Origin of the sequence: Pseudomonas sp. efr-133-TYG-103a (genome assembly GCF_030209235.1) — a bacterium.
Classification (GTDB): Bacteria; Pseudomonadota; Gammaproteobacteria; order Pseudomonadales; family Pseudomonadaceae; genus Aquipseudomonas.
Window position 1 is genome coordinate 59,886 of record NZ_JARVSK010000019.1, and the last position, 23,244, is coordinate 83,129.

General features: G+C 52.7%; 21 protein-coding genes. All 21 read right to left on the reverse strand.

What is annotated here, in order from left to right; all coding sequences use genetic code 11:
• Positions 1-3: 3 nt before the first annotated feature.
• Positions 4-810, reverse strand: coding sequence for an SDR family oxidoreductase (locus QRN36_RS16645; RefSeq protein WP_285425058.1), 807 nt, complete (start codon positions 808-810; stop codon positions 4-6).
• A gap of 178 nt (positions 811-988) precedes the next feature.
• Positions 989-1,318, reverse strand: coding sequence for a helix-hairpin-helix domain-containing protein (locus QRN36_RS16650; protein ID WP_285425059.1), 330 nt, complete (start codon positions 1,316-1,318; stop codon positions 989-991).
• 223 nt (positions 1,319-1,541) lie between these two features.
• The gene (locus QRN36_RS16655) at positions 1,542-2,918 is read right to left on the reverse strand and encodes a phosphomannomutase (RefSeq protein ID WP_285425060.1); all 1,377 of its coding nucleotides are present in this window, start codon (positions 2,916-2,918) and stop codon (positions 1,542-1,544) included.
• A 268-nt stretch (positions 2,919-3,186) separates the two neighbouring features.
• Entirely contained in the window at positions 3,187-5,181 is a 1,995-nt protein-coding gene (locus QRN36_RS16660) for a nucleoside-diphosphate sugar epimerase/dehydratase (RefSeq protein WP_285425061.1), read from the reverse strand.
• 66 nt (positions 5,182-5,247) lie between these two features.
• Entirely contained in the window at positions 5,248-6,297 is a 1,050-nt protein-coding gene (locus QRN36_RS16665; protein WP_373568762.1) for a glycosyltransferase family 4 protein, read from the reverse strand.
• A 20-nt stretch (positions 6,298-6,317) separates the two neighbouring features.
• Positions 6,318-7,067 carry a glycosyltransferase family 2 protein gene (locus tag QRN36_RS16670; RefSeq protein ID WP_285425063.1) on the reverse strand — a complete coding sequence of 250 codons (750 nt, stop codon included), beginning with the start codon at positions 7,065-7,067 and terminating at the stop codon, positions 6,318-6,320.
• Between the two features lie 4 nt (positions 7,068-7,071).
• A complete protein-coding gene (locus QRN36_RS16675; RefSeq protein ID WP_285425064.1) occupies positions 7,072-8,487 on the reverse strand; it encodes a mannose-1-phosphate guanylyltransferase/mannose-6-phosphate isomerase in 1,416 nt (471 codons plus the stop codon).
• A gap of 78 nt (positions 8,488-8,565) precedes the next feature.
• Positions 8,566-9,540 (reverse strand): GDP-L-fucose synthase, encoded by a 975-nt coding sequence (locus tag QRN36_RS16680; RefSeq protein ID WP_285425065.1) that lies wholly within the window; start codon positions 9,538-9,540, stop codon positions 8,566-8,568.
• A gap of 1 nt (position 9,541) precedes the next feature.
• A complete protein-coding gene (gmd, locus tag QRN36_RS16685; RefSeq protein WP_285425066.1) occupies positions 9,542-10,660 on the reverse strand; it encodes a GDP-mannose 4,6-dehydratase in 1,119 nt (372 codons plus the stop codon).
• A 48-nt stretch (positions 10,661-10,708) separates the two neighbouring features.
• Complete coding sequence (locus tag QRN36_RS16690) at positions 10,709-11,833, reverse strand: hypothetical protein (protein WP_285425067.1); 1,125 nt, start codon at positions 11,831-11,833, stop codon at positions 10,709-10,711.
• Positions 11,823-12,755, reverse strand: coding sequence for a hypothetical protein (locus QRN36_RS16695; protein WP_285425068.1), 933 nt, complete (start codon positions 12,753-12,755; stop codon positions 11,823-11,825). The genes QRN36_RS16690 and QRN36_RS16695 overlap by 11 nt, the downstream gene beginning before the upstream one ends.
• Positions 12,736-13,794 carry a pseudaminic acid synthase gene (pseI, locus tag QRN36_RS16700; protein WP_285425069.1) on the reverse strand — a complete coding sequence of 353 codons (1,059 nt, stop codon included), beginning with the start codon at positions 13,792-13,794 and terminating at the stop codon, positions 12,736-12,738. Before pseI ends, QRN36_RS16695 begins: the two co-directional genes overlap by 20 nt.
• Positions 13,791-14,321, reverse strand: coding sequence for a UDP-4-amino-4,6-dideoxy-N-acetyl-beta-L-altrosamine N-acetyltransferase (gene pseH, locus QRN36_RS16705; RefSeq protein WP_285425070.1), 531 nt, complete (start codon positions 14,319-14,321; stop codon positions 13,791-13,793). Before pseH ends, pseI begins: the two co-directional genes overlap by 4 nt.
• Before the next feature lie 69 nt (positions 14,322-14,390).
• The gene (gene pseF / locus QRN36_RS16710; RefSeq protein WP_285425071.1) at positions 14,391-15,092 is read right to left on the reverse strand and encodes a pseudaminic acid cytidylyltransferase; all 702 of its coding nucleotides are present in this window, start codon (positions 15,090-15,092) and stop codon (positions 14,391-14,393) included.
• Positions 15,092-16,249: a UDP-4-amino-4,6-dideoxy-N-acetyl-beta-L-altrosamine transaminase gene (pseC, locus tag QRN36_RS16715; RefSeq protein ID WP_285425072.1), complete on the reverse strand. Its 1,158-nt coding sequence runs from the start codon at positions 16,247-16,249 to the stop codon at positions 15,092-15,094. The genes pseF and pseC overlap by 1 nt, the downstream gene beginning before the upstream one ends.
• A gap of 2 nt (positions 16,250-16,251) precedes the next feature.
• The gene (pseB, locus tag QRN36_RS16720) at positions 16,252-17,250 is read right to left on the reverse strand and encodes a UDP-N-acetylglucosamine 4,6-dehydratase (inverting) (protein WP_285425073.1); all 999 of its coding nucleotides are present in this window, start codon (positions 17,248-17,250) and stop codon (positions 16,252-16,254) included.
• A gap of 18 nt (positions 17,251-17,268) precedes the next feature.
• Positions 17,269-18,606 (reverse strand): hypothetical protein, encoded by a 1,338-nt coding sequence (locus QRN36_RS16725; protein ID WP_285425074.1) that lies wholly within the window; start codon positions 18,604-18,606, stop codon positions 17,269-17,271.
• A gap of 78 nt (positions 18,607-18,684) precedes the next feature.
• On the reverse strand, positions 18,685-19,206 hold the full coding sequence (gene rfaH / locus QRN36_RS16730; RefSeq protein ID WP_285425075.1) for a transcription/translation regulatory transformer protein RfaH: 522 nt from the start codon (positions 19,204-19,206) through the stop codon (positions 18,685-18,687).
• A 117-nt stretch (positions 19,207-19,323) separates the two neighbouring features.
• The gene (locus QRN36_RS16735; RefSeq protein WP_285425076.1) at positions 19,324-20,775 is read right to left on the reverse strand and encodes an MBL fold metallo-hydrolase RNA specificity domain-containing protein; all 1,452 of its coding nucleotides are present in this window, start codon (positions 20,773-20,775) and stop codon (positions 19,324-19,326) included.
• A 115-nt stretch (positions 20,776-20,890) separates the two neighbouring features.
• Positions 20,891-21,976, reverse strand: coding sequence for an LPS O-antigen chain length determinant protein WzzB (locus QRN36_RS16740; RefSeq protein ID WP_285425077.1), 1,086 nt, complete (start codon positions 21,974-21,976; stop codon positions 20,891-20,893).
• Positions 21,977-22,136: 160 nt separating this feature from the next.
• Positions 22,137-23,204 carry a Wzz/FepE/Etk N-terminal domain-containing protein gene (locus tag QRN36_RS16745; protein WP_285425078.1) on the reverse strand — a complete coding sequence of 356 codons (1,068 nt, stop codon included), beginning with the start codon at positions 23,202-23,204 and terminating at the stop codon, positions 22,137-22,139.
• Positions 23,205-23,244 lie beyond the last annotated feature (40 nt).

Genomic DNA, 23,244 nt, shown 5'->3' on the forward strand with positions numbered 1-23,244 from the left:
GTTTCACGCACCCGACGTTTTGTAACGCGCCGCTGCGTGCTGCAGCGAGAGATTCGGCCCCAACGCGAGACGTGCATTGACGAAGTTCTGCCAATCCTCTGCGTTTGGCAGCGATGGAATGGTGACCAGCTCTTTTTGATCGAAGCCGGCCAGCGACGCGTCGACCATTTCGTTGACGTCCATCACCATCTCCGCCGGGAAGGCGCTCAGGTCCATGCCGGCACGTTCCCAGATTTCGGTACGCGTCGCGCCAGGCATCACCGCCTGAACCTGCACGCCCTTCTCACCGATTTCAGCATTCAACGATTGGGTCAGGCTCAGCACGTATGCCTTGCTCGCTGTGTAGACCGCGTTGAAACGCTCGGGAATCATCGGCACCACAGACGCGATGTTGATGATCGCTCCGCGCTTGCGAGCGACGAAACCAGCGGCGGCCGCTGCGGCCAGGTGCGTCAGCGCGGTGATGTTCAGCGAGATCAGTCGGTCGACGTCGCCCAGGTCTGCTTCCGACAGCGGCGCGTTCAAGGCCACGCCCGCGTTATTGACCAGCAGCGTGATCGCCGCATCGTCACGCAGACGCTGCTCGACCTTGGCAACGTCGGCAGCATCGGTCAGGTCAGCCTTGAGCACTTCGACGCTGGCCGACGTGTTCGCCCGCAGATCATTGGCAAGCGCTTCCAGACGTGACTGGTCGCGCGCCACCAGCAAGAGGTCGAAACCCCGCTTGGCCAGGCGGTCGGCGTAGGTGAAACCGATGCCAGAGGATGCGCCGGTGATCAGGGCTGTACCTTTGCTGCTGTTAGTGCTCATGGGCATTTCTCCAAGGATGTTCAGGTTAGTCGCCAGCGCATATTACGCTCGTAATTTTACAAATTATATGTCGATCGACATTTTTAATGTCAAGCGTGAAGAACAGGGCGCCAGGCCGGTGATCGACGGGCAAAAAAAAGACCGATCGCTTGATCGGTCTTTCTGGCTTGAGGGTGTTTCAGTCTATCGAGAGTTTTTCGCGATTCTTGTCCAGGAGCGCTTTGCCGATGCCTTTGACCTCGATCAGCTCATCGACCGAGGTGAAGCCTCCTTGCTCGTCACGGTAGGCGACGATCGCGGCGGCCTTGGCTGCACCGATGCCGGACAGCTCTTTTTGCAGGACTTCGGCGCTGGCGGTGTTGATATTGACTCTGCCGGTCTGCTCGACCTTGGCCGAGGCGACCGCAGGTTTCGCGGCTTCGACGGGCGCAGCGGGGGCTGCGGTCACTGCAACCGAGGTGCTGGCCAGCAGTGCAAAAATCAAAGAGGACAGGTAGGGAATACGCATGAGGGGTGCTCCATGGACATCGTAAGTGGAAGCAGCTTTCCTGAGCTGCCCTGCAAACCTAGACGATGCTGATGGAACCCGGATGAGGGTGTGCGTGACGGGATGTGTAGCGGTGGTGATTGACGGCGTGTTTCACGAAGATCGACGACGATCTGCCAGCCAGAACAGGCGGCGGGAGATAAATTGAAACCCTTGGTCACCAGACCAAGGGTTTCGCTGCAGCTTACTGACCTTGTTTGAGCAGGCCTTCGATTTCTTTGACCTTGGCCTCGACCAACGCCGGATCGCGACGGCTTTCCACGTTCAGGCGCAGCAGCGGCTCGGTGTTGGAGCCACGCAGGTTGAAGCGCCATTCGGCGAACTCAAGGCTGATGCCGTCGGTGCGGTCGATGTTCGACGCGCTCGGCGAGTAATGCTCGAGCACCTGACTCAGCACCGATTTGACGTCGGCCACTTTGTAGTTGATCTCGCCGCTGCACGGATACGCCGCCATGCGCTCGTCAACCAGCTCGGAGAACTTCTTGCCCGAAACGGACATCAACGCGGTCACCAGCAACCACGGAATCATGCCGCTGTCGCAGTAGGCGAAGTCGCGGAAGTAATGGTGGGCGCTCATCTCGCCGCCATACACCGCGTCTTCGTTACGCATGCGCTCCTTGATGAACGCGTGACCGGTTTTGCACAGAACCGGCGTACCGCCCGCCTGTTGAACCTGATCGATGGTGTTCCAGGTCAGGCGCGGGTCGTGAATGATCTTCGAACCCGGCTCTTTCTTGAGCAGCATTTCTGCCAGCAGACCGACCAGGTAATAGCCCTCTACGAAGCGCCCTTTCTCGTCGAAGAAGAAGCAACGGTCGAAGTCGCCGTCCCACGCCAGACCGATGTCGCAACCGTGCTTGAGCAATGCGTCGCGGGTGATGCTGCGGTTTTCCGGCAGCAGCGGGTTTGGCACACCGTTAGGGAAATTGCCATCTGGCTCGGCGTTGATGATCACCCACTCGAACGGCAGCTGCGACTTGATGGCCTCGAGTGCCGGTCCGACCGCGCCGTTGCCCGGGTCGGCAAGGATCTTCAGCGGGCGAAGATCGACGCCGCTGACATAACTCAGCAGGTGCTTGATATAAGCGGCCTTGTCGGGGCGGGAATCCACACGGCCCTGACGTTCGGCCTTGTCACCGATATTGCCGGCATCGACGCGCTCACGGATGGCGTCCAGCCCGGTGTCGCCACTGATCGGCCGAGACTGGCCTTTGACCAGCTTCATGCCGTTGTACCCTTTCGGGTTATGGCTGGCGGTCACCATCACGCCGCCGTCGGCTTCGTAGTGGCTGGTCGCAAAATACACTTCTTCGGTGCCGCACAGGCCGATGTCGATGACATCCGCGCCGGCATCCTGAATGCCTTTCATCAACGCCTGAGCCAGCGGCGGGCTTTCGAGACGCATGTCGCGGCCCACCACGATATTTTTCGCACCCAACTCCAGCACCAATGCCCGCCCGATACGGTAGGCAATGTCGTCGTCCAGATCGGTGGGGACCTGGCCACGGATGTCATAAGCTTTGAAACAGCGGGTCTGAATAGCGGGATAGACGGAATTCATGTCTAAAAACCTATATGCAAAGAACCCACGGGTTCCGTTCAGTATGAAGCAGCCCAAACGACAGGCCACACGCATCCCTCGCGCACTTCAGTCCGGAGGCGAGGGTTAGGCAGTGGAAAACGGGATTTGTTAACTGGGGGGTGGAAATTTTTCTGGGCGGGCCGAGGAATACAGCGCGGCTCAGGCCGGAAAGGCCTGGGCTTGCGTCAGGTAAAGGAACAGGGCGTCGCTTACGGCAGCGCTGACCACCTGAAAAATCTGAAACGTCTCAGACCTTTGGTTTTCTTGCCATATGAATCCAGTCGACGATTTCCCCTTCTGGGGTGTAGCCGCTCACTGTTTCGCGCAATATCGAACGGACCCTGCCGTAATCATCCACTCCAGTAGCTGCGAGCAACTCAGACAATCTCGCTTTAAGTACATCCCAGGTAAGAAAGTCTTCGTGTGCACTCATAATCATCGCGTGTCGAGTTGGCACCACGTTATCCCCGATCAAAAGCTCTTCGTAGAGTTTTTCTCCGGGGCGCAAACCGGTGAACTCGATCTCGATGTCGCCATGAGGATTTTGTTCGGAGCATATGCTGAGCCCTGACAGGTGAACCATTTTCTCAGCCAACTCGACTATCTTCACGGGCTCGCCCATGTCCAGGACAAACACATCACCACCCAGGCCCATTGACCCAGCTTGAATAACCAGCTGCGCTGCTTCCGGAATGGTCATGAAATAACGCGTGATGTTCGGATGAGTCACGGTGACGGGTCCCCCGGATTTTATCTGCCGGTGGAACAGTGGAATGACCGATCCGGAGGATCCTAGAACATTACCGAAACGCACCATCGTGAATCGCGTCTTGTTCACCCTGGCCACGTTCGACGGTTCCCCGAACATGACCGGAGCAGCTTCCTTGCTGAGCGCCTGCAGGACAAGTTCGGCTAGCCGTTTTGTGCCTCCCATGACATTGGTAGGTCTGACGGCCTTATCCGTCGAGATCAACACGAAGTTAGCAACGCCCGCCTGTAACGCAGATTGCGCTGTGTTCAGCGTTCCTATGACATTGTTGAGCACACCCTCAGCGATGTTGTGCTCGACCATAGGCACATGTTTGTACGCGGCGGCGTGGTACACAGTTTCCACCCGCCACGTTTTCATCACGTCCAGCAACTTTGGCGCATTACGGATAGTGCCCAAAATGGGCAGAATTGTGACCTGCAGCGATTCTCGACGCGTGCGCAGTTCAAGCTCCGAGAGGATGCTGTACAAGTTGAATTCGCTGTGATCAAACAGCAACAGCGTAGCGGGACCGATCGAAAGAATCTGACGGCACAACTCCGAGCCAATGGAGCCACCTGCGCCGGTGACCATCACGACTTTGTCCCTGATGCAGCGCTCCAGAAGGTCAGCTTGCGCAGGTACAGGATCGCGGCCCAACAAATCAGCGATGTCGACTTCCTGAATATCGTCGACCTTCACTCGCCCGCTGGCGAGATCCATAAATCCGGGAACGCTGCGAACATGCAGCGGGAATTGCTCGAGAAAACCAAGAATCTCTCTGCGTCTCGTCCGGGTACATGATGGGACTGCAAGCAGTATTTCTTGTGCCCCGGTGACATCCAGCATCTGTTGAATATGCTTGGGCTTGTAGACCTGCAGTCCGGATATAACGCGGTTGGAAATCGTCGGATCGTCATCGATGAATGCAACCGGGCGCATCAGTCTGCCCATCCTCAAAGCCGCGACCAACTGATTACCAGCAGCCCCTGCCCCATAGATTGCGACCCTGGGAAGTGAATCATGACGAGGTACGAACGGTACGTGACGCGTCGCGGAAAACCAGTCACCGAGAAAATACTGGCGCATGGCAAGGCGCAGCCCGCCTATCAAAATCAGGCTAAGCCACCAGTAATTGAAAATAATGGAGCGCGGTACGACCGGAATATGTTGGTTGTTCCAGTAGACAATCAGCGACAGTGTCAGTGAGGACAGACTCACCGCTTTGATGATCGTGATAAGCGCATCATTGCCGAAATACCGCAGCACAGCACGATACATTCCCATCCTGATGAAGAATGGCAGTGCAACTATCGGTGCAGTGAGAAACAACCAACGATGCTGCGTCAGGGGCATCCACGGGTTTTCAATGCCTAACCTGACGATGAACGCCATCTCAAGCGCCAGCCACACCAGAGCGACATCGACCAGGACTTGTAAAAATCGTTTTTGGCGACGGGTCAAGCTCAACAAATAAGCCTTCAATTTATCCATCATCCTACGCCTCAAAACTCTCCAGAAAAAACGACAGCCCTTTAAAAAAAGCCCGGTAACCTTGCGTTAGACGCGCTCAGGCGTTCCAGCATTGTATCTGATTGCCAGTGCGACCAGTGGAGCATAGGCGACCAACAAAGCAACAGGACCGTCAAGTTTGAACAGCACCACAGCAGCCGCCCATGGAAACAACCAAAGTACGTTGATCAGCAGCACGGTGAGAGTCACCGGCAAATGCGCCTTGTGCTGGCGGGAAGCATATTGATAGGCATGGGTGCGATGGGCTTCATAAACACGCTCACCGCGAAGGAGTCTGCGCATGAGGGTGAAAGTCGCGTCGACGATGAACACACCTAACAGAATTAACCAGGCCCACAGAAAATCAGGGTTGTTCTGGCTGGCCTGGAGTGACAGCGCCGCCAGCACAATGCCGAGGAACCCGCTCCCCGCATCACCCATGAAAATCCGGGCCGGCGGAAAATTCCAACACAAAAATCCACCTGCACTGACGGCTAAAAGCAGTGAGGTGGGGATGAGCTTGTTCTCGCCAATCCAGAAATACAAAACGCAGGCGCCAACGCATGTAGTAATGGTTTGAACACTGGCGAGGCCGTCAATACCGTCCATGAAATTATAGAGATTGAGCAGCCAGACAATATAAAAAGCACCCAAAACGGTTCCGATCCACCCCAAGTCAAAGCGGGTGCCGAACATCTCGATGGCTGGCAAGCCTCCAAGCCAGAACAGAATCCATCCTGAAGCAATGAAGTGCCCGGCTAGACGCCAGCGAGCAGCGATATGCCCGTGATCATCAAGAAAACCCAGGATCGCCAAAGCGCCGCCTGCGCCAAGCAACCCGCACATATCTGAGAACTGCAATAGCTCTGAATACCAGAGGTAAGGCAGCACCGCCATAAAGGAGATGACGATAGCCACCCCGCCGCCACGAGGGGTAGGAACACTGTGCGAACTGCGCTCATTCGGAATATCGATCACGCTGTTTCGCAGCGCATACATTCGCAAGAGCCAGGTCAAAATAACGGAGAACAGAAAAACGACCAGCGCCGATAGCCATAACACTTTCACGATAACGCACCCATGTACCAAGGACTCCATCCGAGGGCAAAAACCAAGCATCAGCGCTTTAGATAGCTTGCCAGCTTAAAGGGCACCTTTAACGCGATCATTGCCAGGTTGGTGTAGATCCCGTTTTCCCTGCACGCTCTGACGATCTCCATATTCTGGTGCACGCGCCACCAAAATCCTGTGGTACTGATGCCACCATCGCGCATTTTCACAAACGTCGCCGGTATCCGCGCCATTGTGACGCCCTTCGACATAAACCTCGCCATCAATTCAAAGTCAGCCGAGACGCGGTAATTAATCTTGTAATGACCCAACTTCGAAAATAATTCGCGGCGCGCATAGAAGGTAGGATGAGGAATCATGAAGCCAAAGCGTATTTTCCATGGGGAAAAGCCAGCAGAAGAATAGGTGCGCGTGACGGCATCGGTGTTGGTTCTCTCGACGAATACAAGATCTGCGTACACGGCGCCGATATCAGGTAGACGCTTCAATTCTTCGGCCAGTAAAGCAATGACACTGGCATCCTTGAAAACGTCATCAGAGTTCAAGATCCCGACGTAATCACCCGTGGCGAGCGCGACCCCCTTATTCATCGCATCGTAGATTCCCTTATCGGGCTCGCTGATGAATTTCGCTATTCGCCCTTCGTACTCGCCCACGATAGAAACGGTGGCATCCTTCGATGCGCCGTCCACAACAATATATTCAATATCAGGATAACTCTGCGCCAGGACGGACTCGATTGTATCGCGAATAGTCGCCGCGCTGTTGTAGCAAACTGTAATTATAGAAATTTTCAAATGCTTAACCTTTTACCCGGCCGTATTTATCTTCGAAACGAACGATATCATCCTCTCCCAGATAAGAGCCGGACTGAACTTCAATTAACTCAAGGGGAATGACGCCCGGATTTTCAAGCGCGTGGATCTGCCCAATTGGAATGTAGGTCGACTGATTCTCAGTGACCAGATAGGTATCTTCACCATTGGTCACTTGCGCAGTACCGCTCACGACAATCCAGTGTTCCGCACGATGATGATGCTTCTGTACGGAAAGCTTCGCGCCTGGGTTGACGGTGATTCTTTTAACCTGGTATCGGGGGCCCTGATCAATAGAGTCATACACGCCCCACGGCCGGTACACCTCTCTGTGTTCAAGGTGTTCCTGACGACCTTTTTCCTCAAGCTGTGCGACGATGCGCTTAACATCCTGAACGCAGTCCTTCTGGGCGACCAGCACCGCGTCTTTCGTCTCCACGATGATCAGGTTATCAACGCCGAGCGTGGCCACGAGGCGATGATTGGCGCTGATATAGCTGTTCTTGCTCGCTTCGGTGACCACATCGCCTACCACGACATTATTGGCGCTGTCTTTCTCGCCAATATCCCACAGCGCTGACCAAGATCCGATGTCGCTCCAGCCAGCATTCAGCGGCAGAACAACCGCATCTTGGGTGTGCTCCATGACGGCATAATCGATCGAGTCGCTTTTGCACCTCACGAAAGCATCGACACCAATGCGCACGAAATCCAGATCTTTTCGAGCGCTGGCCATTGAGGCCCGACATGCTGAAGCGATAGCAGGCGCATGTACATCCAGCTCCGCCAGATATCGACGTGCCTTGAACATGAACATGCCACTGTTCCAGTAGTAACCGCCCTTGCTAACGAACTCTTCAGCGTGCTGGCGATCCGGTTTTTCAACGAATTGATCTAACCGGTAACTGCCGTTCGTAGAACGCTCCCCGCATTTGAGATACCCATATCCAGTCTCTGCGTAGGTCGGCACGATTCCAAAAGTAACAAGCTTTCCATTATCGGCAAGCTGCTCAGCTTCAGCCAGGCTGGAGTGGAAAGCGCTCACGTCTCCTATGAAATGATCCGCCGGCAGAACGAGAAGCGTCGGGTCATCTTCGAACTCCAAGGCGTGCAACGCTGCCAATGCTACCGCTGGGGCGGTGTTTCTACCCTGTGGCTCAAGCAAAATATGCGCGTGGATCCCTTTGAGATGCCTCAGCTGTTCAGCTGCAAGAAAGCGATGCTCTTCATTGCAAATCACGATCGGCGAACCGAACGTACAGCCAGTCAGCCGACCCACCGTCGATTGCAGCATTGATACTTCGGGATCGACCAGAGGTAAAAACTGCTTTGGGTTCAAATGCCGCGACTGTGGCCAGAGCCTGGAGCCAGAGCCACCCGCCAAAATTACCGGATAAAACATTGTGCAATCCTTCACACGGATGCAGGGTTAACGCTGCTGGTGACTTTAAAATGAGCTGAATTCCGGGGGATGCAAACGTCAGCTTCTCGCCTCAAGACGATGCTCTACGAACCAACGGTAAGCATCTGCCAGGCCTGCTTCCAGACTGATGCTGGACTTCCACCCCAAGCGTTGTAGACGACTGACATCCATCAGCTTACGAGGCGTCCCATCAGGTTTAGTGCTGTCGAAAACCAGGTTGCCGCGAAAGCCGGTTACCTGAGCAACGGTCTCGGCCAACTCCCTGATCGTGCAATCTTCCCCTGTGCCAACGTTGATGTGGGAAAGCATGGGTTGTGTGTGTGTGGCATAGACATCGGAAGGCAGCTCCATGACATGCACGCTGGCTGCGGCCATGTCGTCAACGTGGAGAAACTCGCGCATCGGTTTACCGCTTCCCCAGATCACCACCTCAGCTACATTCTCCGACACAGCCTCATGAAATCTTCTCAGCAGTGCAGGGATAACGTGGCTGTTTTCAGGATGAAAATTGTCGTTGGGGCCATAGAGGTTCGTTGGCATCACGCTTCGGTAGTCACGCCCAAACTGGCGATTGTAACTTTCACATAACTTGATGCCTGCAATCTTCGCGATCGCGTACGGCTCATTGGTAGGCTCCAGCACGCCGGTCAATAGCGCGTCTTCTTTCATAGGTTGTTCAGCATCACGGGGATAGATGCAGGACGACCCGAGAAACAACAGCTTTTGCACACCAGACAAATGCGCGGCCTGGATGATGTTTGCCTCGATCATGAGGTTTTGATAGATAAAGTCGGCGGGCATGACGTTATTGGCGTGAATCCCCCCCACCTTTGCAGCAGCCAGATAAACTTGATCAAACGAATGCGCGCCGAAGTATTCGTTGACCGCATTCTGATTGAGAAAATCTACTTCATCACGCCCAGCGCAGACGATGTTCGTGTACCCAAGCTTCTTCAATTGGCGGACGATCGCGGACCCGACCATCCCCTTATGTCCGGCGACAAAAACCTTCGCTGACGTTTCCATAGCCATCTCAATTCTCCACAGATACGGGAATTTCGTGGCCGTGGGACTTCAGCAGGGCATGCCGTTGGGCTGCCTTCAAGTCTTCCCTGACCATTTCCGCGCACATTTCCTGAACGGTGATCTCAGGGGTCCAGCCAAGCTTTTCTTTCGCTTTTGAAGGATCCCCCAGCAATGTTTCGACTTCTGCCGGACGGAAATAGCGGGGGTCAACGCGGACGATGACGTCTCCCACATTCAGGACTGTCGAAATGGCCCTGTCTACGCTGTCCACGATACCGACTTCGTCAACACCTGTTCCTTCGAATCTAAGAACAATGCCCAATTCAGCCGCGGACCACCGTACGAAGTCGCGCACCGAGTGCTGCACACCGGTCGCGATCACATAGTCCTCAGGGGTGTCTTGTTGAAGCATCATCCACTGCATGCGTACATAATCCTTCGCATGCCCCCAATCACGCAGCGCATCCATATTGCCCAGATACAGACACGGCTCCAAACCTTGAGAGATGTTGGCAAGCGCTCGGGTGATCTTTCTGGTTACAAACGTCTCTCCCCGACGTGGCGACTCATGGTTGAACAGAATGCCATTGCACGCAAACATGCCGTAGGACTCACGGTAATTGACCGTAATCCAGTACGCATAGAGCTTTGCGACTGCGTAGGGAGACCTTGGATAGAAGGGAGTGGTTTCTTTCTGCGGTGTTTCCTGCACCAAGCCGTACAACTCAGAAGTCGAGGCCTGATAAAACCGAGTTTTTTTCTCAAGCCCCAGGAGTCGAATCGCTTCCAGAATACGCAACGTGCCCATGGCATCCACATCGGCAGTGTATTCGGGCGACTCGAAACTGACCGCAACGTGCGATTGAGCGCCGAGATTGTAAACCTCATCAGGAGCCACCTCCTGGATGATCCTGGTGAGGTTTGACGAATCAGTTAAATCGCCGTAGTGAAGCACGAAATTGCGATTGTCGATGTGTGGGTCTTGGTAGATATGATCGACCCGCTGGGTATTGAATGAAGATGCACGGCGCTTGATGCCGTGAACTTCGTAGCCCTTTTCTAACAGCAGCTCAGCTAGGTAGGAGCCGTCTTGGCCAGTAATACCGGTAATTAAAGCTTTTTTCATGAAGAGTTAACCTTGGAGTTTATTTTCGCCAACTAGCTAAAGAGAGCCTCAAGACCTCAAAAGCGCGTCACCACTATTACGAGACTGGTTCAGATACCTACGGAAGTACCAATGAAAAACCAATGGGAAAACGAGGAAATCGAAAAGATTGAATAAATAAAAAATATCGAAATAGGCTCTAAACAAATATAAAAAAAGAACAAAAGCCAGAAGATATTTTTTATCTACCAGAAGTTGGATTAGCGACACAAACACCACTACAAGAAAGGGTAACAGAGCAGCTCCATAAAATGACTGCAGTCTAATGTAAGCATTGTGAGGGTTCCCACCGAAATCGACGACAGCGTCGACTTGGCTCAAGTCTGTACCTTTGAGAACATTCAGGAAGTTTAAATGCGCAAGGAAATCGCCTGCAATTTTGAAACGATCACTTGTGAGCCCCGCACCAAGATTAGTGTCCACCATAACGGCGTCCATTATCTGGCTCCAGAACAAAGCGACGGCAACCATTGAAAGAAAAGCACACACCGCTGCCGCTATGGGACTACGCTTGATTAATACGAAAGAAAATAGAAGGACCGAAATTACAAGCCCATTGCGACTATACAGAGGAATGCTTATAACGACGACCAAAAACAAAGGCCACAGCGCTATAACCTTGCCTGTTAAAACACGAGAATAAATGTATCCGCTTGCAAGCGCTATCAGCGCGCCTGAATAGACGTTCCTGCTAGAACCTTCCAACAGGTTATTAAACTGAGATGGGCCATACCCCTCTACAACGATGAGATACAGGCTAAAGGCAAGCATCAAGTAAAAAGGGTATTCAAAAAATACGGCAGTCTTTTCGTAGTCCAAGGTGAACCAAGCGACGCCAAAGCACCCCAAAAGTATAAACACTGTGAACACGCTTCGAAATGAGGTTTCTTCAGAATTAAGCCACGAAAATCCAAAGATACATAAGAATACCAAGATGGTGCATACAAAAGGCTGCCCGAGTCTTCTTCCTCGGTTAGCAAGCATCATAAAAAAAATTAGTGTACCGACTATTACAACGCTTGTCCTCAATGCGAGGTCACCATAATAAAACGCTGCTGCACACAACCCAACGTAAGCACAGCTCAGGCATAGCATAGTGAGATATATGAATCTCGCCAAAATATTATGACGCATTATCGACCCCAGCACCTTCGGGAACCCAAACTCCCAATAGTTCAGACGAGGGGGATACCTTCGAGGCCGAAAGCAAAGTCACGCCCTCCTGTTCCAATGAGCGCTTCAGCTCGATTAGAAGAGTGCGCGTTCCCACTCCGCTCTCTCCTATCGCCGTTTTGTGTGGCGTTACCATCTCATCCGAAAGAGGGACCAACCCAATGTCCGCCGCATCGTCAAAAATCATTGCCTCTGGGCTGCTGCCATAAAAATGCGGCCCGCCGAAATCCAGACCGTGAATAACGATATTCTTGAACCCCATGTTTCGAGCAAGGAATATCATGCTGATTACGCTAGAGACCGCCTGGGGCAAGACACTGCGTTCAGCCAGAGCTTTCTTCAGAATATGCGGCACACCTTGCGGGCTAAATATCCGAAAATGGCGATCTTGCATAAACAGTCCATTATCACTGTAAAGCCCTGCTATCATGTTATGCGAATTTTTTAATTCGGATATATTTTTAAAGACAATCTTAGAACGATCAAACGCCTTTGATTTTTTCAGGCCAGAGTAAATCCACGTTGTTGCTTGGATAAAGCGTTTATCCTTATGAGAGGCACATTCTATAAAGTGAATGTCCGGGTCAGGACATTTCAAAAACGAATAGTTGAAACCAATCACATAAGCGGCAGACCGGGGAATTGTGTTGAAAGTATAATTCAGACTCCAACCTGATGCGAGAATATGACATTCCGACTTAGCGGTCTGCTCCTCGGACATCTTGAATTCTGCCATCCCTCGCTTGCGGAGACGATTTGCCCGATAAAGCTGAAGCTTAGACTCCCATAACATCCAGAACAGGTCCGCGATGGCTAATTGCAGCGACACAGGCGAGTGCTGTAATAACGATCTAATATTTTTCTTAACTAAAGTCGAGCTCATCGAGTAGCACCGGAGTATTGATTAAAACATCACGGGTCACTGTACAGCCCAGAATTTTATCAAGCAATTTGGGAGACGCGCCAAATCCAGGCCTAACGCTCCGGATAGAGTCTTCTGTAATTACGGACCCAGCTTTAAGTGCTTTAACAAAGTACAGTGACCGCCGGAACTGCACATTTCCGACCTCACTGGACTTTCGCCCATAGTCGATGCTCCCCAAAGCGCTCCAGGCGGTCTTAGTGTCACGGCAAAGCGCCGCCAGCTCCGCAGGCTGTAGAGAAAACGAGTCGTCGGGGCCACCGTTGTTTCGATCTAGCGTCACGTGCTTCTCAATGATCGACGCACCTAGAGCAACGCTGGTTATCGCAGTTGTGTTATCCAGTGTATGGTCCGACAACCCCGTTACCAAGCCAAACCTCTTCCTCATATCCGAAATAGTATGAAGATTATAGTCAGCAGCCGGAGCTGGATATCCACTCACGCAGTGCAAAATGGCAAGCTCTGTACAGCCCCCCTCCTGTGCAGCACTGATCGCCTCAGATATCTCTTCAGCATCAGCCATCCCCGTCGAGATAATCATGGGTTTCCCGGTGGACGCGGCGTATCTGATCAGTGGCAAGTCGATCGCTTCGAATGAAGCAATTTTGTAAGCAGGGGTATTAAGATCTTCAAGAAGATCGATCGCAGTTTTGTCAAATGGCGAACTGAAAATCGTGATATCCAAACTTCGTGCAAATTCAAAAAGGGGCCGATGCCAATCCCATGGCATATGGGCTTCTTGATATAGATCATAGAGCGTTCTGCCATCCCATAAACCGCCTCGAATTTGGAAGTCAGGACCGTCGGATTTAAGCGTGATGGTATCAGCGGTATACGTCTGTAATTTTACAGCGTCAGCGCCTGCCAGCTTAGCCTCTCTAATAATAGCCTTTGCGGTCTCAATATTACCGTTATGGTTCGCCGACAATTCTGCAATAATGTAAGGCGGCTCATTACTTCCGATGCAGCGACCATTGATCTTAATCGTAGGAGTCTTCATACCTTAACCTTGTCACTGGCCCATTCTTCGGCCAGGAGTCCGAAGCATATTACAGAATTATATTCCTTGCCATCAAATGCATGACTTCGCAAACAACCTTCCTGTACGAACCCTAAATACTCATGAAACCCGATGGAGGCGTTATTGTATTCAAGCGCTTGGCCACATATTTTATGCAATTTTAAATTATCAAACCCGTAACGCAATCCCTCTAAGCCAAGATGCCGGCCATCGCCTTTCTGATGGTCGGGGTCCATATAAAAACCCCAGTCCGCCACCCTTCCCTTGCCTTGGAGCGAAAAGTTGAGAAAACCGATGGGCTTTCCCAGCTTTTCGAAGATTAGAAGACATTTCGCGTCATCTGCACAAGCGCGTTTAAACCAAGCTTGATGCTCTTCCATGCTGATAAGATGCTGGGTATACATGTAACGCCGAACTTCCGGATGATTACGCCAACCCAAAACCAGGTCGAGATGTTCATCACCCATCAGTCTGAGCTTATAAACGCTGCCGCTGCTATTTTCCACAATCATCTCCCCAAACATTCAGACCGCGCGCTCCCCTATTGTCAGATAGCTGACGGAAGCTGCGGCGGGTTAATTCTCTCCGGAGGCTAATGCGAACGCCTTGAACATCCACTCTGCCCGGATCCAGTCTTCCTCGGTATCAATATCTTGAACGAGATGCATCGGAAGATGAACAGGCACTGATTCCACTGAAAAGATGTGGGTTCCTCGAAGCCAAGCTTGAGTTTTTCCCCAGTAAAATTGGCCCGCATCATGATAAGCCTCTTCCAAATCTTGAGACCGGACGCTGAACATTTCCGGGCTAAACATTTGTACACGACCTTCTTCATTCAGCCTGACCGCGCGCTGAATAGGAAACGGGTATTTCGTAACGGAAAACGCATACGACGCATCGGATAAGTTCAGCTCGTGCAGCCCGCGACTGATGTCGTCAGGTCTGACGAAAGGAGCAGTCGCGTATAAACAACATACTTCTTGGAAATCGGTGCCGTCGCTGGAAAGCGATTGGATTGCGTGCTGGATAACCGGGATCGTTCCAGTGAAATCGTCGGAAAGATTTTCAGGCCTGATGAAGGGGACGTCTGCCCCATAGTTTTTAGCAACATTGCTGATTTCGACGTCGTCAGTGGACACTATCACCCGATCAAAGCATTTACTCTTTAACGCAGCTTCGATGGACCAAGCAATTAGAGGTTTACCACCAAACTCCTTGATGTTCTTACGAGGAATTCGCTTACTTCCTCCGCGGGCAGGAATGACGGCCAGTCTCATCACAGCAACGCCTGATGTAGAGCTGCGATTACAGTATCCTGGTCGACTTCAGACATCGTTGGGAAAAGCGGGAGGCTAATCGCTTCCTCATAATAGGCCTCAGACTCGGGAAAGTCCTCGCCGCTGAATCCCATTTGCTTATAGTAAGGCTGTTTATACACAGGAATGTAGTGCACGTTTACACCAATGCCTTGGGCGCGCAGAGAACGGAACACCTCCAGGCGGCTTTTTGATATTTGATCTAACTGAAGGCGTATTACGTAGAGATGAAAGCCGGAATAGCTTTCAGGATGCTGCCAAGGCGTTACTACCGGGAGCGAGGCAAGCAAGTCATCATACCGAGCTGCAAGAGCGTGCCGCTTACTGACATATTCATCGAGGCGGTCCAGTTGACTGATTCCCAACGCGGCCTGCAATTCAGTCATCCGATAATTGTAGCCTAGATCGATCTGCTCATAATACCAAGGAGCAGGACTGGCCTCTTCCATTAGGTCTGGATTGCGCGTAATACCGTGACTTCGCAGCAGCTCCATCCTTCCCGAAAGCGCTGCGCTATTGGTCAGCACCAAGCCGCCCTCGGCTGTGGTAACAATCTTCACAGGGTGAAAACTGAATACCGTGATATCACTGTATTGGCAACCACCTATAAAATGACCTTTATACTTGCCGCCAATTGCGTGAGATGCATCCTCTATTACCTTGAAACTGTAGCGCATCGCCAAAGCATGTATCGCTTGCATATCACAAGATTGGCCGCAAAGGTGCACGACGACCAGTACCTTCGGCAGTTTTCCTTCGCGAGCTGCATCTTCCAGCTTAAGGCTCAATGCGTTTGGGCAAATATTGTACGTTTTCGGATCGATATCGACGAAGTCGACGCTCGCCCCGCAATAAACACCACAATTCGCGGATGCTACGAAGGTCACGGGCGACGTCCACAACCGATCTCCCGGACCCAGGTCCAAGGCCAGACAGGCAATATGCAGGGCGGAAGTTGCACTGTTAACAGCGAGGGCATATTTCGCGCCCACATGCCTCGCCACGCGGGCCTCGAATTCTGGAACCTTGGGTCCCTGCGTCAGGAAGTCAGATTGCAACACCTCAACAACGCTATCGATGTCCGCCTGCGTGATATCCTGCCGGCCATATGGAATCATTCTTAAATACTCCCTATTTTTCCTTCATTCGCTTCAATCCATCGCTGCAAATCTTCGTCAGTCATCCACTCACTGTTGTTATCGCTCGAATAAACAAATCCTTCGGGGACTTTCTTCCCATCTTTTATTCTGGTTGGGCAGCTAGCCCATTCATTGATGACGGGTAGAATTTTGAAGTGCTCAGGGTATTCGTACGTATAATAAGCATCTTCTGCACTGATCATCTGCTCGTGCAGCTTTTCCCCGGGGCGAATACCGACGATCTTTTGACTGGCATTTGGAGCAACAACACGCGCAAGATCCGTAACTTTCATGGACGGTATTTTCTTGACGTAGATTTCGCCTCCCTCCATATCTTCGAACGCATGCCAGACCAGCTCTACTCCCTCCTCCAGCGAGATCATGAAGCGCGTCATTCGCGCATCGGTGATTGGAACTTCGCCTGTGTCTTTCACTGACATGAAGAAAGGAATAACCGAGCCCCTTGATCCCATGACATTGCCGTACCGCACTACCGCCATCCGAGTATCATGTCCGCCGGCGTAAGAGTTGCCTGCTACGAACATTTTGTCGGACGCAAGTTTAGTGGCACCGTATAAGTTGATCGGGCTACTGGCCTTGTCAGTAGACAGCGCTACCACTCGCTTCACGCCCTTATCGATACAGGCGTCAATCAGATTCATTGCGCCGTTGATATTGGTTTTGATGCATTCGAACGGATTATACTCGGCTGTTGGAACGATCTTGGTTGCAGCGGCATGAACGACATAATCAACGCCGTCCAACGCTCTGTACAAGCGATCCTTATCACGGACATCACCAATAAAAAATCTAACACGTGGATCCCCAGCGAACTTTTTCGCCATATCCCACTGCTTCATTTCATCGCGAGAAAAAATGATTATCTTTTTCGGATTGTATTTTGCTAGGGTCATCGGAACAAAGGTGTTGCCGAACGAACCAGTACCACCGGTAATGAGGATGGTTTTGTTAGTGAACATATCCACTTCCTTACATACTTAATAAATTCTAGACGACAACATATTATGTTGCAGTACGAAACTCAGCGTTTTCCAGCAAAGGATCATCATTTGCGCCACGCACACCGCAACAGGAATTCCGAGCGCACCAAGTTGGTCCACCAAAATCCACGCCGATCCGCAGAACACTACGAACCCCACTAGGTGACTTTTGATGATCGGCGCGTCAATCCCCTTAGCATAAAGACCGTAATGGGGAATCATACTCAAACCACTCAACACGGTCCCGGCCAGTATCCACGGAAAAAGATCGCGCTGCTGTATATATACGTCTTTTCCTAGCCACTCCAGCATTGGATCTATCGCCAAAAAAGCGATGATAGAAAACGCCAGACTGACAAAAACGGTATGTATCATTAATTTTTTCAGTTCATCATTAAATTCGTTAACTTTTTTCTCGTGATGCAACTTGATAAGATTCGGATAAATGAAGGAAAAAACCCCTGCATCTAAAAAGGAAATCAAAGCGGCACTTAGGCCGCCAAACAATACATAGGCACCTAAATAGCGCAGCCCAGCGGTGTGTTCGAACCAATACCTGTCAACCGTCGATATTCCTCTCAGCGCTAAGGTCGCGATCACCAAAGGAACCGCTACCTTCAAGCCTGTCGCAATCCAACGCCAATCAACGTCGGCCCGCCAGCCTCCGATATTCAGCCGCGAAAGCTTATGGAGGGCGATCACCATAGCCACTCCACCACCAATCAGCCAAGCGCCCAGCACTACTGGCAACGTACGATAATCCTCGTCGTAATACATCAAGGCCGTCACCAAAATCGCCCAGGCGCCTGACCTGACGAACAGCATCACGCTGACAGTTAATTGCTCTGAAACTGCTACGAGCAATCTGCTGAGTTCCTGATTGAGATGTTCCAACACCAACAGAGCAAAAAACCAGCTCAATAATGCCCAAGGCAACAGGTCTTGATAGAACAAGATGGATAGCCCAGGCATCGCCAATGCGTACAGCACTGCTGTCAGTGCAACTTGAGACTTCAAAAATTCGCCCCAACGACTCCGATCATATTTCAAGAGTTCTCGGGTCGTGTAGGTGTAGAAATCAAAACCCAACACATACAGTGCATAACTGACAGTCACGACCATCAAGCCGTATAACCCGAGGTCCTCAGGATTCAGCAACCGGGCCAAAAAAAAGACGAGCACAAATTTGCAGCCGAGCGTCAAACTGCGGAGCGCCACGCTCAGAAGTCTTCGATAACTTGCTGACATCATCGCAAAGATTCCCATGAACGTCGGGCAAGGGGCGAATGGGTGAGCAGCAGGTCTGTATTCTTGGTCATAGGTCTCTTCGGACACGCTACCGCCCCAGGATTTAACGTTCGTTTCCTGAAAACGCAGCTTCTGATTGTCTGGCCGACGACAAGCCGGCCCGGTTTAGCCCAACGCTATGCTCGCCAGCGGCACACTGACCTGTTGCTGGCGGTTCAAAATATTGATCAGCAGAATCACACGCTCCTCGCCGTCCTTCCCGAGGAAAACGGCGTCGAGATCTGCGTACTCTTCGTGCTGGAATTTCACGGTTACGCCCGCCTTCAGCGGCGCAGCCGTCGTATCGATCACCCGGTTCTTCAACTCGGCGACCAACGATGCGCGAACGGCCAGTGGCTTACCGCCAAAGCTGACGATACGGGCCACGCCGCGAGTCGAGCGCAAAGGCGCCCAACTGGTGTCGTATGGAAGGTTGATGAACAGATAACCCGGAAAAAGCGATTCGGAAAGGGACTGCATGGATCCCTTGACCACTTCCTGGCGCACACACATGGGCCGAACACACTCATAGCCCTGACGAAGCAGGTTGTCTTGAGCACGCGCGTCCTGACGAGGCTTGCATTGCACCAGATACCAGCTTTCCTGCGGTATCTGACGTGGGGCACTGGTAACGCTTAAAATATCCATCTCCTGTCACCGCTTGCGTATGCGTCCATCGCATTGCGGCCTTACTGCTGGCTGATGCGTCTTGAGTCGGTCCGTCTGCCTGGCAGATTTCATCCAGGCAGATCGTTGGAGGACCGCTTATTCGATAATCAACGGCATGCGCTTGAGTTCGTATTTCCTCATCAGCACGCTGCGTAATGCCTTCCTTGCTTGTGGCTCGCCGTGGACAAGCCGGATTTCGGACGGCCACTGTGACATTTCAGTCACGAACTTTACCAAACCCTGCTGATCGGCGTGTGCAGAATATCCGCCCAATGTCGTGATTCCCGCATGAATGTCGTAACGCTCTCGATCAAGCTCGACATAACCGCCTTGCGGCCCATGCTTTTGAATCGAGGCGCCGGGCGTGCCTTTGGCCTGATAACCCACGAATACGACATTATGCCTCGGGTCACCGAGCATGGCTTTGAGGTAGTCGACAATGCGACCGCCGGAGCACATGCCGCTGCCCGCAATCACGATAGCGGGTCTGCGGGTGCTGGTCAGGTAATTGACTACCTGCAAATGGTCGGCATGCGTCTCGACCTTGATCAGCTGTTTGAAATTGAGCGGGTTTCGCCCACCAGCCGCACGAAGGGTTGCTTCTTCGTCCCAGTAATCGGCAAGTCCCTCGTACACCGCGGTCAGCCTGGTCGCCAATGGCGAGTCGAGGATGATCGGAAGGGTTGGCCAGTCAACGCCCATTCCGCCCGCTTGCGTCGTTTCGCTCTTGGCCGCCACGCTAACGGGAATGGCTTTACGGTGGAGAATATCTTCGATTTCGTAGAGCAGCTCCTGCGTACGCCCCAGACTGAATGCGGGGATAAGGATCGTGCCCTGATCGGCGAGCGCCTGTTCGATCACCTTCTCGAGGCGCTCATGCCGCGTGCTGCGGTCTTCATGCAGGCGATCACCATAGGTGCTTTCCAGCACCAGCGTGTCGGCGCGCTCGGGTGACATCGGACTCGGCAGGATCGGCGTGTCCGATGCTCCCAGATCACCCGAGAATACGATCCGCTTGCTCCGGTTTTCCAGCGGGTACTCAACGTCACATTCGACGTACGCCGACCCCAGAATATGCCCGGCACGCTGAAGTCTGATGCGGCATTTGAGCTCTTGGGCGTCGACGATGCCGAACCAGTGACCGAACGGCAGTGCAATGACGCGTTCGGCGATCTGCTTAAGGTCGCGCTCGACCAGCGCGCCATCGTGGCTGTACTGAATGCTGAACGCGTCTTCAAGCACTACTGGCAGCAGTAACGCCGATGGCTCGCTGCAAAGGATCGGGCCCTTGAACCCGGCGGCGAGTAGTTCGGGAAGTCTTCCTACATGATCGGCGTGTACATGGGTGATGACCAGCGCCTTGATCGAGGCAACCACATTTTCAAACGAAGCGCCCTCCGGGTTCAGCCGGTGCTGGGTCGCTGCCTCCTCACCCTGAAACAGCCCACAGTCAATCAACAGGCTCAGCGCGGCGTCCAGCGCCAACTGGTGACACGACCCCGTGACGCCCTCGACTGCACCATGGTGAATGATTTTCGGGTATTGCATGAGAGTCCCTCTCAACAGACTTAAAGAACCACGCCCTCAAAAAGGGCGACGTAGCATAGCGACTGAGCCAGCGACGTCTTGTCTTTAACGTTTCAAGGTATGACCAGGTATCGGCTCACTTGAAGAGGGATCTGCTGCGACGCATGCCTGCCAAATGCTGAATGCTGGCGATCAGCACGCCAATGACGGCACCCAGAATCAATGCGAGGCAGACGATCAATACTTTTCGCGGTTTGACGGGTCTCTCAGGCGCCTCGACCGCACCATCGCCGATATACACCCTCACCGTGGCAGGATCGATCTGGATGGCATGCAGGTATTCGGCGCGCGCCTGCAGGGCTCGCAAGTTCGGGATAAAAGGATCGTCGGAAGTACGCGCCTTCAGATTGTCGATCTCTGCGCGCAATGCCTTGGCGCCCCTCATATAAACAAGCGAGCCGTTCATGTCTGCGGAAATACGCGAGGGCCCACCGGCCGTGATAATGGGTGGGTTCTCCAGGCCGATGTTTTCGGCGATGCGCAAGGCCTCATTCAAACGAGCCAGCAAGTCGCGACGGTTCAACTGCGCGCTCTCGCGCAGGCCAGCGATTTGCAATTCGATATTGCGCGCCAGCACCTGGTTCTCGCTTGAAACGTTGAGGATCATCTCGGTCTTGGACGCTTCTTCGATCCAGTCGATATAGGTCTGCAGCCAGTGCGCTGCTTGTGGCGCGTTGGTGTGCAGGAAGCGCACGCTGTTGCGGCCAAGTGGTGCGAGGCTCTGCCCACGCACCACTGGATCGGTGGCCACAACCGAAATGGACCGCATGAACTTGCTGTACAGCGCGGTGCGTGAACCCGCGCGTTGCTCGGCACTGAGCGAAGGCAGGTAGAGCTCTTCGAAGAATCTCTGACGCAACGCTTCGGATTGCAGATTGCGCAGGAAGATGCCGTAGACGTCATCAACGGTGAAAGGCACGACCCCTTCCTCTTCCGACCGGCCCGCATTGAAAGCGGCTATGCCGTTCGCCGAAGGTGGCAGCACTGAAGTCCTGGCTTCATACATTGACGGGGTCAGGAATAAGTAAGTGCACGCAACGATAAGGCATACGCCAACGCTTAGCGCGACTGACAACTTGCGCTGCCAGACCACTTCAAGAAAAGAAAAGAGATTAATTGACTCTAAATGAGAATCACTGCGTTCTAAAACAGCCTTGTTCAAACCAACCGCCTGTCATCAGTCCAATCAATGCAGGCGCGTCAACTCTAACGGTTGATGTGCTTGGAAATGCCACGGCATGTTTCCACCTACAGGTATGAAGTCATCGTGCCATCAAACGAGTGGATTTCCAAGACTTGACATCAATGCGTAATGAATTTTCCTACAATTGTGATGACTCTATTCTCTTCGCACTTCGGAAGCGTCTCACAACATACCTGGCGATCGCGACTACGACACCCAAGACGCCGCCACCCAATACACCCAGCAACAACAAGAGCGCCTTCTTCGGTTTAATTGGGCGATCAGGCTCTTCCACGTTGCCATCCTGTCGATATAAGGCGACATCTTCGGGGTTAACATTAAGCCCATGATAAAAGCCGGCCTTGATTTGCAGGTCGCGCAGGTTCTCGATAAAAGGGTCGTTCGACTCGCGCTCTTCGAGATTTCTGATCTCGGCCCTCAGCGCTTTCGCACCGCGCATGTAGGTCAGTTGACCGTCCATGGCAGCAGAGACTTCAGAAGAGAGATTGCCGGAGATCAGGGGCGGGTTCTCCAAACCAATCGACTCTGCGATGCGCAGCGCTTCCTTCAACTGCACGATGCTGTCTTCCTGAGCTTCCTTGCCGCTGATGCGCAGGGTTTCGATCTGCTGCTCGATATTGCGAGCGCGGACCTCGGCCTCGCGGGTCACGTTGCGAATCATCTCGGCTTTCGCAACGTCATCCGCGCGCTTGAGGTATTCCGTTATCCACTGGACTGCTACAGAGGGATCGTTCGTCCGCGCACTGATTTCATAGCGGTCTGATGACCCTCGAACCGGGGCAATGGTCAGATCAGCCAGCAAGGCGGCGTATAGCAGTTCTCTGGAACCTTCTTGTTTATCTTTGGGAAGTGATGGCAGATAAACATCATCAAAGAACTTGCGACGCAATGACTCGGATTGAAGACGACGAATGAATACATCGTAGACATCCTTCACCGAGTACGGATCAAGTTCGGCCTCTTTGGTGCGGCCATAGTTGAAATCAGCGATGCTGTTGTAGGTGGGAGGCTGCAGGAACAGTTTCGCTTCGTACACGGGCTTGCTCAGAAACGCGTAAGCCCCGACAGCGACGGTAACGATAAGGGTGATGAGGATAATCAACGTCTTTTGAGCCCACAGTTCCCGGGCCACTTCGATCAAGTCAATCTCGTCCGCGTCCTGCGAATATCGGGAAGAAGTCGTCATGTATTAGTCCTTTATATTTGGAGCAAGACCAGACGGCGGA